Source organism: Sphingomonas sp. 7/4-4, assembly GCF_027941955.1.
Classification (GTDB): domain Bacteria; phylum Pseudomonadota; class Alphaproteobacteria; order Sphingomonadales; family Sphingomonadaceae; genus Sphingomonas.
Map to the genome: position 1 here is coordinate 4,336,513 of NZ_CP115960.1, position 15,140 is coordinate 4,351,652.

Consider the following 15,140-nt stretch of genomic DNA (forward strand, 5'->3'; position numbering starts at 1 on the left):
GGCAAGGGGATAGCGAAGTACGATTGCAGTAACGAGGTTTCGCGTCGAATTTAACTACCCCAGCAACGCCTTCAGCGCCGCATCGATATCCGCTTCGCGATAGGGCTTCTCGATCAACGGCAATGTCTCGAAACCCTCGGGCAGGGTGCCGTAGCCGCTGGCGAAGGCGAAGGGCACGCCGCGCCGGCGCAGCGCCTCGGCGATCGGCGTGCTGCGTTCGCCGCCCAGATTGATGTCGAGGATCGCGGCGCCCAGCAGCTCGTTCTCGGCGAGGACAAGCCCCTCGGCCAGCCGCGCGACCGGGCCCACCGTCTCACAGCCGAGCCCGTCCAATATGTCCTCGAGGCACATCGCCACCACCGGCTCGTCCTCGACAACGAGCACGCGGAGCGCAGCATAGCCGCTCATTCGGCGCCCTCGGGCAAGGGCGCCTCGACGGTGCAGACCAGGCCTTCGGGCCGGAAGTCGATCTCGACCGTGCCGCCGAACTCCGCCGCCAGCCCGCGCTCGATCATCCGCGTGCCGAAGCCGCGCCGCGCGGGGACTTCGACCCTGGGGCCGCCACGCTCCTCCCACACCAGCGACAGCCGCGCGGCGTGATCGCGCTCCACCCGTGCCCAGCGGATCGCCACGCGCCCCTCCGGCTGCGACAGCGCCCCGTGCTTGACGGCATTGGTGGCGAGTTCGTGGATTGCCAGGGCGAGGGTGATCGCGGTCTTGGGCAGGATCGGGAGATCGGGTCCGTCGAGCTCGAAGCGCGCGGCATCGCCATGCGGGGCGACGGCATCGCCGATGATCTGCGCCATCGATACCGCGCCCCAATGCTCGCGGGTGAGCAGGTTGTGCGCTTCGGAAAGCGCGGCGAGCCGGCCCTCGAAGGCGGCGCGCGCGGCGGTCGGATCGGCACCGGGCTTGAAGCTCTGCTGGGCGACGCCCTGGACGATCGCCAGCATGTTCTTCACGCGGTGGTTGAGTTCGTCGACCAGCAGCCGGAGATGCGTCTCGGCACGCTTGGCCTCGGTCATGTCGCGGCCGATCGCGTGGAGCGCCGTCGGCTTGCCCTCGGTGTCGGTGGTCAGCTGGGAATTGATCTCCCAGATCAGCGGACGGCCGTCGCGCGCGCGGACCGCGATGGTCAGCCGGGTGCTCCCGCCTTCGCGCATCTTCTGATCGAACGCTTCCAGCGCGATCGCGAGCTGGTCGGGATCCATGAAGTCGCCGATCGACGCGCCGATCAGTTCCTCCTCGGCATAGCCGAGCGCCTCGATCACGGCCGGGTTCACCGAAGTGATCTTCTGGTCCAACGTGGTGGTGATCAGGAAGTCGTTCGCCTGTTCGAAGATCGTCCGGAAGCGCGCCTCGCTTTCGCGGAGCTCGGCCTCGGCGCGTTTGCGGTCGGTGATGTCGAACGATACGCCGACGAAGCGGCTCGGCCTCTTGTCCTCGTAATCGATGCGGCTGCCATGGCTCTGCAGCCAGCGTTCCTCTCCATTGTCGGCGCGCAGGACGCGATATTCGATCGTATAGGGCGTGCCCGTCCTGAAACACCGTTGTGCCGCGGAACGCACCATCTCGCGATCCTCCGGATGCACGCGCTCGAGCCATGCGTCGAAGCCGGCGCGGCTGTCGGCGCGCCGTTCCATGCCGAGCAGGTCGAAGCGGTTGGGCGACCATTCGCCCTGCATCGTCTCCAGATCGAGTTCCCAGCTCGCCATGCCCGCGCTTTCGGTGGCGAGGCGGAGGCTCTCCTCGCTCTTGCGCAGCCGTGCTTCGGCGGCGCGGCGCCCGGTGACGTCGAGCGTCACCGCCAGCACGCCGAACGGCTCGCCTTCGGGCCGGCGGATCACCGATACCGAATTGTTGACCCAGACCACGCCGCCGTTCTTGCGGACATAACGTTTCTCATGGGCATAAGGCGTGCCTTCGCGCACCGTCCGTTCGAACAGCTGCGCATTGGTGCCGCGGTCGTCAGGATGGGTGATGTCGAGCATCCGCATGCCCATCAGCTCCTCGCGGCTCCAGCCGGCGATCTCGCAGAAGCGATCGTTGACCAAAGTGAACCGGCCTTCCATGTCGACCTGGCTGAAGCCGGCGGTCGACTGGCTGATGAAGGCGGAGAGCTGGGCCTCGCGCTCGCGGAGCGACAATTCGGCTTCCTTCGCTTCGGTCACGTCATGCGCGACGCCGATGAAGCCGATGTGCCGCCCCTGCGCATCGCGCCGCGGAGAGGAGGTGGAATGGAGCCAGCGCCATTCGCCCTTGAAGTTGCGATAGCGGCCTTCGAGATCGAAGGTCTCGAGGCGCGCCTCGCCGGCGATCGACTGCTGCAGGATTTGCGCTGCGTCGTCTGGATGAATGATGGTCCGCCAGTCGAAGCGGAGCGCCTCGTCATAGGAGACGTTGAGGAACTCGACATACGCGCGGTTGACGAAGCTGCGCGTGCGATCGAGCCGCGTGACCCACACCGCCACCGGCGCGCTGTCCGCGATCATGCGAAACTCGTCCTCGCCTACGGGAAGCGGTTCGTGCCCGGGCCCGGCTTCGGTCATTACGCGGTACGCACCCCCGAATGCATGCTTTGCATTCCTAGACCTAACGTCTGGAGAATCAATTGAAAGGCTTAGCCGCGCGGCATCGCCAGCACGGCCTGCGCGCGCTTCAGGTGCGGCATGTCGAGCATCGCGCCGTCCAGTCCGATCGTGCCAGCCCCCGGGTTCGCCGCGAACGCCGCGACGATCCGCTCGGCGCGTTCCAGCTCGCTTTCGGAAGGCGAGAAGGCGCGGTTGATCACCGGAACCTGATCGGGATGGATCGCCATCATGCCCCGAAAACCCGCGCGGCGCGCCTTGGCGGCGACCTTGGCCAGCCCGTCGAGATCGCGGAAATCGCCATGGATCGTCTCGATCGGAGTCACGCTCGCAGCCGCGGCACCCGCCAGCGCCAATGCCCGGAAGAGCTGATAAGGGAAGTCGTATTCGCCATTCTCGTCGCGGTTGTCGGTCGCGCCGAGCGCAGTCGCGCTGTCCTCGGCACCCCAGGTGAGCGCGGCAAGGCGCGGGCAACCGGCATAGTCGCCGAGACCGAACAGGGCTGGCGCGGTCTCGGTCGCGACCACGATGGTGCGGATCGCGCCCGCCGCGTGCCCTGCCGCCGCTTCCAGCGCGCTCAGATAATGATGAAGCCGGTCCGCCTCGGCGCGCGTCGCCTTGGGCAGCATGATCCCGTCGGGACGATGGGGCACCACCGCGGCCAGATCGGCGAGCGCGTGTTCGGTGTCGAGCGGATTGATCCGCACCCATTGCGGCTGCGCGCGCGGGGCGGTGCGCAGATGCTCGGCGACCAGCCGGCGCGCGTCAGCCTTGTTCGCGGGGGCAACCGCATCTTCGAGATCGAGCAGCACGAGATCGGCGCCGCTCGCGCCGGCCTTGGCCAGCTTCCGCTCGGAATCGCCGGGCGCGAAGAGCAGGGAGCGTGCGATCAGCGGTTCGGCCATGGGTCCTCCGGTTTGAGCGGACAGACCTAGAACGGGGAAGCGCGCGGGTAAACCGCGGGGTCCGGCTGAAACGCGAAGCAATCCGGAGTCCGGCCTCCTCTCCCAACCCCCGTCATCCCGGCGAAAGCCGGGACCCAGGGTTACGGGCGGCGAACTGTCTGGCTCCGGATCCCACCCTTCGCCGGGGGACGGTTAGCCCGCGCAATTCCGCACCGCCGCCAGCACCGTCTCCGCCCATTCCTTGCGGCAGATCAGCAGGTCCGGAATGCTCGTCTCGCGCTGGTTGTAGACGATCGGCGATCCGTCGATCCGCGACGCGTGCAGCCCCGCGGCCAGCGCCACGGCTACGGGCGCGCAATTGTCCCATTGGTGCTGCCCGCCGGTGTGGAGGTAGATCTCGGCCTCGCCGCGCACCACCGCCATCGCCTTGGCGCCCGCCGAGCCCATGCCCACCCGTACCGCGCCGATCCGCTCGGCCACGTCGACGCACAAGGCGCTCGGCCGCGTCCGGCTCACCAGCAGCCGGGGTGGCGTCTGCGGAGCGGGAAGCGGGGAGGGGCATCGCTCGACAGCGTCACGCCCAGCTTGGGCAGCGCCACTGCGCCACTCTCCGCACGGCCGTCGACTGCCAGCGCGACATGCACTGCCCAATCGTCGCGCCGCTCGGCGAATTCGCGGGTGCCGTCGAGCGGATCGACGATCCACACCCGGCTCCGCTCCAGCCGGGCGAGATCGTCGGCGGATTCCTCGGAAAGGATCGCATCCTCGGGCCGGGCATCCCGCAGCCGCGCGAGGATCAGCGCATTGGCTTCGCGGTCGCCCCGGTCGCCGCCCGCGCAGTCGCTCTGGATCCGCAATAGCAGCGCGCCCGCCTCGGCGGCGATGTCGCGCGCGAGTTCGGCGTCGGTCAAATCACCGGGCTCCACGTTCCCATGATCGTCTCGACGATCCGCTCGGCCGCGGCCTCGGGCGTCTCCTTCGTCGTGTCGATCCGGATCTGCGGGCTCTCCGGCGCTTCATAGGGGCTCGAGATGCCGGTGAAGTTGGCGATCTCGCCCGCGCGCGCCTTGCGATACAGCCCCTTGGGATCACGCCGCTCGGCTTCGGCGATCGGCGTGTCGATGAAGATCTCGAAGAAGTCGCCTTCGGGCAGCATCGCGCGCACCATCTCACGCTCGGCGCGGAAGGGCGAGATGAAAGCCGTCAGCACGATCAGCCCGGCATCGGTCATCAGCCTGGCCACTTCGCCGACGCGGCGGATATTCTCGACCCGATCGGCGTCGGAAAAGCCGAGATCGCGGTTGAGCCCGTGGCGGATATTGTCGCCGTCCAGCAGGAAGCTGTGCTTGCCCATCGCGTGCAGCTTCTTCTCGACCAGATTGGCGATGGTCGACTTGCCCGAACCCGAAAGCCCGGTGAACCACAGCAGCCGCGCGCGCTGGCCCTTTTGCGCGGCATGCGCCTCGCGGGTGATCTCCACTGCCTGCCAATGCACGTTCTGCGCGCGCCGCAGCGCGTGGTGCAGCATGCCCGCCGCGACAGTCGCGTTGGTCACCTTGTCGATCAGGATGAACCCGCCGAGATCGTGGCTCTCGGCATAGGGCTCGAAGACGATCCCGCGATCCGCGGCGATCTCCGCGACGCCGATATCGTTGAGCTTGAGCGTGCGCGCCGAGACGTGCGCGAGCGTGTTGATGTCGATCGCGTATTCGGGCTCGCGGACGGTCACGCTGACGGTCTGGGTGCCGAGCTTGAGCCAGTAAGCGCGGCCGGGCAGCAGGTCGGCCTGGTCCATCCAGACGATCGTCGCCTTGAATTGATCGGCCACCTGCGGCGGTGCGTCGGCCGCGGCGATCACGTCGCCGCGCGAGCAATCGACTTCGTCGGCGAGGGTCAGCGTGACGGATTCGCCAGCGCCTGCCTCGTCGCGATCGCCGCCCATCGCGACGATACGCGAGACGGTCGTGGTCCGCCCCGAGGGCAGGATCCGAACCTCGTCGCCCGGCTTCACGGTGCCGCTGGCGATCAGCCCGGCAAAGCCGCGAAAGTCGAGATTGGGCCGGTTCACCCATTGCACCGGCAGCCGGAACGGCTTGGCCCGATCGGCTTCGGCCTCGACCTCGACCCGCTCGAGATGATCGAGCAGCGCCGGACCGGCGAACCACGGCGTGTTCTCCGAAAGGCCGGTGATGTTGTCGCCCTTGAATCCCGAAATTGGAATAGGCGTGAAGCCCGCAATGCCGATCGATTCCGCGAAACCGCGATAATCTTCGACGATCGCGTCATAGGCGGCTTGGTCGTAGCCGATCAGGTCCATCTTGTTCACCGCGAGCACGATGTGCCGGATGCCGAGCAGATGCGCGAGATAGCTGTGCCGCCGCGTCTGGGTGAGCACACCCTTGCGCGCGTCGATCAGGATGACGGCGAGGTCGGCGGTCGAGGCACCGGTGACCATGTTGCGCGTATATTGTTCGTGCCCCGGTGTATCCGCGACGATGAACTTGCGTTTCTCGGTCGCGAAGAAGCGATAGGCGACGTCGATCGTGATGCCCTGCTCGCGTTCGGCGGCGAGTCCGTCCACCAGCAATGCGAAGTCGATCTCCTGCCCCTGCGTACCCAGCCGTTTGCTGTCGGCCTCGAGACTCGCCAGCTGATCCTCGAAGATCATCTTCGAATCGTAGAGCAAGCGCCCGATCAGCGTGGATTTTCCATCGTCGACCGAGCCGCAGGTGATGAAGCGCAGCAGCGACTTGTTCTGGTGCAGCGTCAGATACGCCGAGATGTCGGACGCGATCAGCGCGTCGGGGCGATAGGAGGTCATGCGTCCACCATCCCACCGTCACCCCGGCGAAGGCCGGGGCCGAGGGTTTTCCTGCCTTGTCGCCCTTGGCTCTGGACCCCGGCCTTCGCCGGGGTGACGAAGAAATTTGCGCCAGGCGGCATCAGAAATACCCCTCCTGCTTCTTCTTCTCCATGCTCGCGGCCTGATCGTGGTCGATCGCACGGCCCTGGCGTTCGGAGGTGGTGGTGAGAAGCATTTCCTGGATCACGTCCTCAAGGCTAGCCGCTTCGCTCTCGACCGCGCCGGTCAGCGGATAACAGCCCAACGTCCGGAACCGCACCGATCGCTCGACCGGCACCTCACCCGGATTCAGCCGGAAGCGTTCGTCGTCGACCATCAGGATCAGTCCGTCACGCTCGACCGTCGGGCGCGGTGCCGCGAAATAGAGCGGCACGATCTCGATGCCTTCCGCGAGGATGTACTGCCAGATGTCGAGCTCGGTCCAGTTCGAGATCGGGAACACCCGCATGCTCTCGTCCTTGGCTTTCCGCGCATTGTACAGATGCCAGAGCTCGGGGCGCTGGTTCTTGGGGTCCCAGCGATGGCTGGCGGTGCGGAACGAGAAGACGCGCTCCTTGGCGCGGCTCTTCTCCTCGTCGCGCCGCGCGCCGCCGAAGGCCGCGTCGAAGCCGTATTTGTCGAGCGCCTGCTTGAGACCCTCGGTCTTCCACAGATCGGTGTGCAGGCTGCCATGATCGAACGGGTTGATTCCCTGCGCCATCGCATCGGGGTTCTTGTGGACGATCAGCTCCATTCCCGCCGCCTGCGCAGCCTTGTCGCGCAAGTCGTACATCGCCTGGAACTTCCATGTCGTGTCGACATGGAGCAGCGGAAAAGGTGGCGGCGCCGGATAGAATGCCTTCTTCGCAAGGTGCAGCATCACGGCGCTGTCCTTGCCGATCGAATAGAGCATCACCGGCCGTTCAGCCTCCGCGACGACTTCGCGCAGGATGTGGATGCTCTCGGCCTCGAGGCGCTGAAGATGGGTGAGGGGTGGAAGAGACAAGTCGAATCCCGATTACGCTGCGTTGCCCGGCTAAAGCTTCGTGAACCTTCTGCCGCTATTTGGCAGTGTTGATCTAGGGGGAGAGGGCCTCGATTGCGAGGCGTTCCTAATTCGGAGCGGAGAAGAAAAATTGTCAGGCCATTTCCGCCGCAGCGGTGATCGCAGGCCCCAACCGCACGGCGTCAAGGGGATCATCCTCGCCGGCGGGTCGGGCACGCGGCTCTATCCAGCGACGCTGTCGATCTCGAAGCAATTGCTGCCGGTGTTCGACAAGCCGATGATCTATTACCCGCTGTCGGTGCTGATGCTGGCGGGCATTCGCGACATCTTGATCATTTCCTCGCCACGCGACTTGCCGATGTTCGAGGCCCTGCTGGGAAACGGCGCGGCGTTCGGGATCAACCTCAATTATGCGGTGCAGCCGGCACCCGAAGGGCTCGCGCAGGCCTTCCTGATCGGTGAGGAGTTCCTTCAGGGCGGCCCCGCCGCGCTGATCCTCGGCGACAATATCTTCCACGGCGACGCGATGGGGGCGAAGGGCCACATGGCCGCGACAGCGGCCGCGGCCGGCGGGGCGACGGTCTTCGCCTATCAGGTCGAGGATCCCGAGCGGTACGGCGTGGTCAGCTTCAACCCCGAGACGGCGCGCGCCACCAGCATCGTCGAAAAGCCGGAGAAGCCAGTCTCGCGCTGGGCAGTCACCGGCCTCTATTTCTTCGATTCCGACGTGACGGCGATCGCGCGCACGCTTAAGCCTTCGCCACGCGGCGAACTCGAGATCACCGACGTGATCCGCGCCTATCTCGATCGCGGCGACTTGACCGTGAATCGCCTTGGCCGCGGCTATGCCTGGCTCGATACCGGCACGCATGACAGCCTCCACGAAGCCGGGGCCTTCGTCCGCACGATCGAGCACCGCCAGGGTATCAAGATCGCCTGCCCCGAGGAGATCGCCTTCGATCTCGGCTATCTGAGCGCCGACGCGATGCTCGACCGCGCGGCGCTGATGGGCAAGACAGGGTATGCCGATTATCTCCGCCGCTGCGTGCAGGACGCCGCATGATCCGGCGCGTGCTCGTCACCGGCGGGGCCGGGTTCATCGGCTCGGCGGTGTGCCGCTTGCTGGTGGGGCGCGGTTATCACGTCGTCTGTCTCGACAAGCTGACTTATGCCGGTAACCGCGCGTCGCTCCGCGACCTCGCCGCGGCGCCCAATTTTCGCTTCGTCGAGGCCGATATCGCCGACACCGGGACGGTGCTCCGCCTGCTGCGCGACGAGCAGCTTCACGGCATCATGCACCTCGCTGCGGAAACGCATGTCGATCGTTCGATCGATTCCCCGGCAGCGTTCGTCGAAACCAATGTTGTAGGCACCGTGCGGCTGCTCGATGCAGCGCTCGCATATTGGCAGTCATTGCCTGCGGGCGAACGCGACACCTTCCGCTTCCACCACGTCTCCACCGACGAAGTGTTCGGCGATCTGCCGTTCGACAGCGGCGTCTTCACCGAAGCGACCCCCTACGCGCCGTCCTCGCCTTATTCGGCCTCGAAAGCTGCGTCGGATCATTTCGTCCGCGCCTGGCATGAGACCTATGGCCTGCCGGTGGTGCTGTCGAACTGCTCGAACAATTACGGACCGTTTCACTTCCCCGAAAAGCTGATCCCGCTGACCATCCTCAACGCGCTCGAGGGTAAGCCGCTGCCGGTATATGGTCGCGGGGAGAATGTCCGCGACTGGCTCTTTGTCGAGGATCATGCCGTGGCGCTCGAGCGCGTGCTCACCCAAGGCAGGTCGGGCGAAACCTATCTGATCGGCGGCCGGGCCGAGGCGACCAACCTGCGCGTGGTCGAAGCGATCTGCGACATCCTCGATCAGCGCCAACCGCTGCCCGGAACGGTTCGCCGCTCGCTGATCAGCTTCGTGGCCGATCGTCCCGGCCATGATCGCCGCTACGCGATCGATCCCGCCAAGGCCGAGAGGAACTTGGCTGGACCCCGAGCGAGAATTTCGGATCGGGGCTGAGCAAGACCGTGGACTGGTATCTCGACAATCGCTGGTGGTGGGAGCCGATCCGCGCCTCGAACTATGCCGGCGAACGGCTCGGAAAGGTCGCCTGATCAGCCCGCTCTGGGCTTGCCCACGCCCACCAGCTTCAGGCCGGCGCGCGCCGCTTCCGCCGGCGGATAGATGTTGCGCAGGTCCACCAGCAGCGGGGTCTTCAGCGTCCGCGCCATCCGGCCGAGATCAAGCGCGCGGAATTCGTCCCATTCGGTGACGATCACCAGCGCGTCCGCGCCCTCCGCGGCTGCATAGGGGTTCGCGGAGAATTCGACTCCGGGAAGCATCGGCCGCGCCTGCTCGACGCCTTCGGGATCATAAGCACGTACCGTCGCCCCGGCATCCTGCAGCGCCGCGATCACCGACAGGCTCGGCGCATCGCGCATGTCGTCGGTATTGGGCTTGAAGGTGAGGCCGAGAACCGCGACCGTCTTGCCGTGCGCGTCGCCGCCCATCGCCTTGATGACCTTGCGGCCCATTGCGCGCTTGCGCGCATCGTTCACCTGGACTGTTGCCTCGACGATGCGTTGCGGCGTCTCGTGGTCGGCCGCGGTCTTGAGCAGCGCCAGCGTATCCTTGGGGAAGCACGACCCGCCATAGCCGGGCCCGGCGTGGAGGAACTTCGCGCCGATGCGATTGTCCATGCCGATCCCGCGCGACACTTCCTGCACGTCTGCGCCGACCGCTTCGCACAAATCGGCGATCTCGTTGATGAAGGTGATCTTGACCGCGAGAAACGCGTTCGCGGCATATTTGATCAGCTCCGAAGTACGGCGGCCGGTGAAGACGATCGGCGCGTTCTGATTGAGCGACAGCGGCCGATAGATCTCGCGCATCACCTGGCGCGCGTCCTCGTCATCGGTGCCCACGACCACCCGGTCGGGCCGCTTGAAGTCCTCGATCGCCGCGCCCTCGCGCAGGAATTCGGGATTGGAGACGACCTTGGCGCCGCTGTCGGGCGCCACTTCGGCAAGGATCCGCTCGACTTCGTCACCCGTGCCCACCGGCACGGTCGACTTGGTCACGATCACGCTGGGTCCGGTCAGGTTCTCGGCGATCTCGCGCGCCGCGGCATAGACATAAGAGAGATCGGCATGGCCGTCGCCGCGGCGGCTGGGTGTGCCGACCGCGATGAACACAGCATCGGCATCCTTGACGCCCTCGGCCAGATCGGTGGTGAAGGTCAGGCGGCCAGCCTTGACGTTCGACGCGACCAGTTCGGCGAGGCCGGGCTCGTAGATCGGCATCACATTCTGGTGGAGCAGCTCGATCTTGCGTGCGTCCTTGTCGACGCAGACGACTTCATGGCCGAAGTCCGAGAAGCAGGCGCCGGAAACCAGCCCCACATATCCCGTGCCGATCATCGCGATGCGCAATGCAAATCCCCTTCGGAGTGAAGGCCCAGCCCTTAACCAACCGCGGGCGCAGGGCAAGTGCGCGAAGGATGAGGCGTCCTGCGCCGATTTGAAGGCAATAAAAAAGCAGCCGGAAATCCAGCCGCCTCAATGAAATCGTCCGGGCCGGTCAGCACGCCTTCAGAGCTGAAGGCGCCTCACTGCCGGCCCGGAAGTGACGATCAAGTTAGAACGGACGAATATCTTCGCCCGTGCTCTTGTCGCGAAAAAGAAGTTCAAACGCCAACATCATGGATCTCCCATCGGCGCGCAACAACGCGCAATTCGACTGGTTAAGGGGAGATTAACAACGAATCAATCAGGATTTCTGCGGAATAGTGCAGATCGGGAATCGTCAACCGGCTCCGATTTAACCCTTCCTTCAAGGGTATGATCGTAGTCCTGCGGCCATGTCAGGCGGGTCTGAGCCTTCGGTGCCCATAGGGGATGCAGCGTCGCGCGCGACCGCTTCGTCCGTGGAAGCCAATGGAATCACGGCGAAAGTCGATGCACGACGCACGTCCGGGGCGTGCGCACGCGAGGCTCTCGATGCGCCGACGACGCTGCGCGCGCCCACGTCCGCGAGCCTGGCCGGAGGCGGAAAGCCCGTCCGTCCCCAATCGGGCTATTGGCGGATTCTGTCCCAATGTGAGATTCTGAATTTCGCGACTCTGCGTCGTCATCTCGGCCGACCGCGCGCCGATGCGCTGATTCTCGACGTTGCGGCGCGAATCGCCGAGGTGCTTCCCGACGTCCGAATCCTCACTGCCGGCCGCGCCCTGATCGAGATCGGCTTCGAGCGCGAGGCGCCCGAAGCCGGCGCTGCCGACATCGATCGGCTGCGCAAGGCGCTGGCCCGTTCGTTCGATCTCGACGGCGAGCCATACCAGCTTCAGATGCAGTTCGGCGTGGCGGTGGCGCCGTGCGAGGATTGCGACGACGTCCGCCTCACCGAGGCCGCCGAATCGGCGCTTGATCAGGCGCGCAGCGAGAAGAAGGTCGTCATGCTCGATCTCTCGCGCGCCGATCTGGCATTCGATCGCCTGACGCTGATGCGCGAACTTCCCCGCGCGATCGCCAATGGCGAGATGTTCCTGCAATATCAGCCCAAGGTCCATGTCCGCCGCCAGGAGATCGCCAGCGCCGAGGCACTGGTGCGCTGGCAGCATCCGCAGCGCGGCCTGATCCTTCCGGGCGACTTCATCTCGGTCGCCGAAGAGGCCGGCGAGATCGGCTCGCTGACGATGTGGACGTTGCGCCAGGTCATTGCGGACCAGAAGCGCCTCGCCGCCGAGGGCCATGACATCACGCTGTTCCTCAATATCTCGGGCATGCTGCTCGCCGATGCGGACTTCGTGAAGGAAGCCTGCGCGATTGTCTCGACCAGCGGCGCCAAGCTGGGCTTCGAGATAACTGAGACCGCGGTGATCCGCGATCCGGATAGTGCGATCCAGCACCTGCAGACCTTCGCCGATATCGGCGTCCAACTCGCGATCGACGATTACGGCGCCGGGCTCTCCTCGCTCGCCTATCTGAAGCGCCTGCCCGCCAGCGAACTCAAGATCGACAAGATGTTCGTGATGCAGCTGACCAGCAGCAACCGCGATCCGCTGATCGTCCGCTCGACGATCGATCTCGCGCACGCGCTCGAGATGGAAGTCACCGCCGAAGGCGTCGAGACGCCGTCGGCGCTCGCTCTGCTCAGCGTGATGGGTTGCGACATGGTGCAGGGCTTCCTGCTCTCGCGCCCGCTAGGGTTCGACGCTTTTCGCAAATATCTTCTCGACGAGGCCCATCTCACCAGCGCGGCCAACGTGCAGTCCTTCATCCGGCCCGAAAGCTTCTGGAAGCGCGCGTGATGCGCGCGCCGTTCCGCTTGGCCGGTCTCGCGCTGGCATTGGCGGTCATCCAGCCCGCACGTGCCGACGACGCGGCTTTTCCCGCCCCGCTCCAGGCGCAGATCGATGCCGCGAAGAGCAGCATGATGGCCGATCAGGCGCAGGTGCTGCGCCATGTTGTCCTGATCGACGGGCTCGCTCGTCGAATCCCCGACATCCGCCAGCGCACGCTCGCGCTCGCCACCGCGCGGTGGCTCGGAGCGGAGGCGTATCTGCGGAGCAATGCGTCGGAACGCGCGAGGCCGCTTCTCGACGAAGGACTGCGCCTCATTGGTACGATACCCGCGCCGATCAAGTTGCGCGGCGATCTGCTGATGTCCCAGGGCGCGCTCTACACGCAGGCCAATGAGCCGGTGAAGGCGCTGGCCAATTATCAGGAAGCCTTTCGGATCTTCGGTTCGGTACGCGAGCCGCGCAGCCAGGCGATCGCGCTCCAGAACATCGGCGAGCTCTATAGCGTCGCGAACGACGACAATCGCGCACAACAATATTATCGCCAGGCCTCCGAGCTCTACGACGGCGATCCCGCGCTTTCGCTGTCGCTACACAACCGCCGCGGCAATGTCCTCGCCCGCGCCGATGAGGGCCGCGCCGAAGCGGAGAAGGAGTACGAAGCGGCCCTGGCCATCGCGCGGCAGCTCGAAAGGCCGTTGCTCGAGGCGCGAATTCTCGTGAATCTCGCGCGCAACCAGGTCGAACTCAAACATTACGAAGCCGCGGATCGCACCCTGGCGCGCGGCTTCAAGTTGGTCGAGGAGGCCGATGCGGATCTCCTGCGTCGCCATCTTCTTGCCACCGCCGCCCGACTGGCCGCCGATCGAGGTGATATGGCGAAGGCGGTGCGGTTGATCGAACAGTGTTTCGCGGGCGTGGATCTGACCACGACGACAGGCGATTTCCGGATTTCTCATTTTTTCGCCTACGAGATCCTGCGCGATGTCGGCGCGTCGAAGCTGGCCTTTGCGCATCTCCAGGCGCTGAGGCGTCTCGACGAGGAAACCACCAAGGTCGCCACCTCGACCGGGGCGGCCCTCATGGCCGCTCGGTTCAATTATGCCAAGCAGCAGACGGACATCGAGAGGCTCGAGACTGAAAAGGTACGCCGCACCGCCGCGTTCCAGCGCACTCTGTTCCTCAGCATCGGCGGCGCGACGCTGGTCATCATCGCGCTACTGAGCTTCGGCTTGATCACGCTCCGCCGCAGCCGCAACCAGATCCGCGCGACCAATGTCGTGCTGGGCGAGACCAATCTGGCGCTCGAAAAGGCGCTCCGGGCGAAGACGGAATTCCTCGCCACCACCAGCCACGAGATCCGCACGCCGCTCAACGGCATCCTCGGCATGACCCAGGTCATGCTCGCCGACCCGAAGCTGGAAGCCGAGACGCGCGACCGCATCGGCATCGTTCACGGCGCGGGCGTGACGATGCGCAGCCTCGTCGACGACATTCTCGACGTCGCCAAGATGGAGACGGGCAACCTCACCGTCGAAGCCGCGCCACTCGATCTGTGCGCCACGCTGCGCGAAGTGACGCGGCTGTGGGAAGAGCAGGCGCGCGGCAAGGGCCTCCTCTTCCGGCTCGAACTCAGCCACGCGCCGGGCTGGATCGTCAGCGACTCCGCTCGCCTCCGCCAGATCGTCTTCAATCTCCTCTCCAACGCCATCAAGTTCACCGAACGCGGCGCCGTCACGCTTCGTGCCGTGGCCGAAGGCGAAGGTGAGGCGCGCCGCCTGCGGCTCGTCGTTACCGACACCGGCATCGGCATCCCCACCGACAAGTTCGAGGAAGTCTTCGAATCCTTCCGCCAGGTCGATGCCGGCACCACGCGCCAGTTCGGCGGCACCGGCCTCGGCCTCACCATCTGCCGCAACCTCGCCCGCGCGCTGGGTGGCGAGATCTCCGTCGACAGCGTCGAAGGCGAAGGCACCAGCTTCACTGTCGATCTGCCGCTGGTCGTCGCCGAGGCGCCCGCGGAGGTCGCCTCGGACGGATCGCGCGGGGGCACGATGCTGATTCTCGATCGCAACCCGATCGCGCGCAGCATGCTGCGCACCCTGCTGGAGCCGAAGACCGCCTCGCTGCGTTTCGCCGCCACTACCGAAGAGATGCTGGCGATGATCGAGGAGGGAGCGTGACGCATCTGCTGCTCGACGAAGCGACGCTCAAGGCAGGCGAGGGTGCGCCGATCGAGGCCGTCGCCACGCTTGCTGGGGCCGGCGGGGCCGCCAAATGCGCGGTCCTGTGGATGAAACCCGACGCCGAACTGAAATCGCAACTTCTCGCCACAGGCATCGAACAGGTCATCGAAAAACCGATTGCCGGCGCGGCGCTGGTCGCCGCTCTCATTACGGACACGGAAGAAAATTCTGGCCCGGAAGATCGTGACCCGCTTGTGTCGCAGGCGGCATAGCGCGATAGCACACGTCATATGATAAAAATGGTCGCCTCC

10 protein-coding genes and 2 pseudogenes are annotated in these 15,140 nt (G+C 65.7%); 5 read left to right on the forward strand and 7 right to left on the reverse strand.

Annotated elements, in window-relative coordinates; genetic code table 11:
• Positions 1 to 54: 54 nt before the first annotated feature.
• The 6 genes and pseudogenes from PIB19_RS22245 to cysD all read right to left on the reverse strand — a co-directional run bounded on the left by PIB19_RS22245 (position 55) and on the right by cysD (position 7,341).
• A complete protein-coding gene (locus PIB19_RS22245) occupies positions 55 to 408 on the reverse strand; it encodes a response regulator (protein WP_271239082.1) in 354 nt (117 codons plus the stop codon).
• Positions 405 to 2,492: a PAS domain-containing sensor histidine kinase gene (locus PIB19_RS22250; RefSeq protein ID WP_271239083.1), complete on the reverse strand. Its 2,088-nt coding sequence runs from the start codon at positions 2,490 to 2,492 to the stop codon at positions 405 to 407. The genes PIB19_RS22245 and PIB19_RS22250 overlap by 4 nt, the downstream gene beginning before the upstream one ends.
• A 128-nt stretch (positions 2,493 to 2,620) precedes the next feature.
• Positions 2,621 to 3,493, reverse strand: a complete 873-nt coding sequence (locus PIB19_RS22255) for an HpcH/HpaI aldolase/citrate lyase family protein (RefSeq protein WP_271239084.1) — start codon at positions 3,491 to 3,493, stop codon at positions 2,621 to 2,623.
• 192 nt (positions 3,494 to 3,685) lie between these two features.
• A pseudogene (locus PIB19_RS22260) lies at positions 3,686 to 4,404 on the reverse strand (3'(2'),5'-bisphosphate nucleotidase CysQ).
• Positions 4,401 to 6,314 (reverse strand): sulfate adenylyltransferase subunit CysN, encoded by a 1,914-nt coding sequence (gene cysN / locus PIB19_RS22265; protein WP_271239085.1) that lies wholly within the window; start codon positions 6,312 to 6,314, stop codon positions 4,401 to 4,403. Before cysN ends, PIB19_RS22260 begins: the two are co-directional and overlap by 4 nt.
• Positions 6,315 to 6,435: 121 nt before the next feature.
• Positions 6,436 to 7,341, reverse strand: a complete 906-nt coding sequence (gene cysD / locus PIB19_RS22270) for a sulfate adenylyltransferase subunit CysD (RefSeq protein ID WP_271239086.1) — start codon at positions 7,339 to 7,341, stop codon at positions 6,436 to 6,438.
• A 130-nt stretch (positions 7,342 to 7,471) separates the two neighbouring features.
• On the opposite strand from cysD, the gene rfbA reads away from it, so the two are divergent.
• Both rfbA and rfbB read left to right on the forward strand, forming a co-directional pair.
• Positions 7,472 to 8,404, forward strand: coding sequence for a glucose-1-phosphate thymidylyltransferase RfbA (rfbA, locus tag PIB19_RS22275; RefSeq protein ID WP_271239087.1), 933 nt, complete (start codon positions 7,472 to 7,474; stop codon positions 8,402 to 8,404).
• Positions 8,401 to 9,458 (forward strand): annotated as a pseudogene (rfbB, locus tag PIB19_RS22280) (dTDP-glucose 4,6-dehydratase). The gene rfbA and the pseudogene rfbB overlap by 4 nt, the downstream one beginning before the upstream one ends.
• Here the strand turns inward: rfbB and PIB19_RS22285 are convergent.
• Positions 9,459 to 10,775 (reverse strand): UDP-glucose dehydrogenase family protein, encoded by a 1,317-nt coding sequence (locus PIB19_RS22285; RefSeq protein ID WP_271239088.1) that lies wholly within the window; start codon positions 10,773 to 10,775, stop codon positions 9,459 to 9,461. It abuts the pseudogene before it with no gap.
• Between the two features lie 494 nt (positions 10,776 to 11,269).
• Here PIB19_RS22285 and PIB19_RS22290 point away from each other — a divergent pair, with 494 nt between their 5' ends.
• From PIB19_RS22290 to PIB19_RS22300, 3 genes are read left to right on the forward strand one after another with little or no spacing between them, the layout of a single operon-like run.
• Positions 11,270 to 12,652 carry a putative bifunctional diguanylate cyclase/phosphodiesterase gene (locus tag PIB19_RS22290; RefSeq protein ID WP_271239089.1) on the forward strand — a complete coding sequence of 461 codons (1,383 nt, stop codon included), beginning with the start codon at positions 11,270 to 11,272 and terminating at the stop codon, positions 12,650 to 12,652.
• A complete protein-coding gene (locus PIB19_RS22295) occupies positions 12,652 to 14,826 on the forward strand; it encodes a tetratricopeptide repeat-containing sensor histidine kinase (protein WP_271239090.1) in 2,175 nt (724 codons plus the stop codon). The genes PIB19_RS22290 and PIB19_RS22295 overlap by 1 nt, the downstream gene beginning before the upstream one ends.
• Entirely contained in the window at positions 14,823 to 15,101 is a 279-nt protein-coding gene (locus PIB19_RS22300; RefSeq protein WP_271239091.1) for a hypothetical protein, read from the forward strand. Before PIB19_RS22295 ends, PIB19_RS22300 begins: the two co-directional genes overlap by 4 nt.
• Positions 15,102 to 15,140: the final 39 nt, after the last annotated feature.

Bases quoted from the DNA above. Each gene is read 5' to 3' on its own strand.
- PIB19_RS22245 (WP_271239082.1), bottom strand. From the start codon at position 408: ATGAGCGGCTATGCTGCGCTCCGCGTGCTCGTTGTCGAGGACGAGCCG.
- PIB19_RS22250 (WP_271239083.1), bottom strand. From the start codon at position 2,492: ATGATCGCGGACAGCGCGCCGGTGGCGGTGTGGGTCACGCGGCTCGAT.
- PIB19_RS22255 (WP_271239084.1), bottom strand. From the start codon at position 3,493: ATGGCCGAACCGCTGATCGCACGCTCCCTGCTCTTCGCGCCCGGCGAT.
- cysN (WP_271239085.1), bottom strand. From the start codon at position 6,314: ATGACCTCCTATCGCCCCGACGCGCTGATCGCGTCCGACATCTCGGCG.
- PIB19_RS22295 (WP_271239090.1), top strand. From the start codon at position 12,652: ATGCGCGCGCCGTTCCGCTTGGCCGGTCTCGCGCTGGCATTGGCGGTC.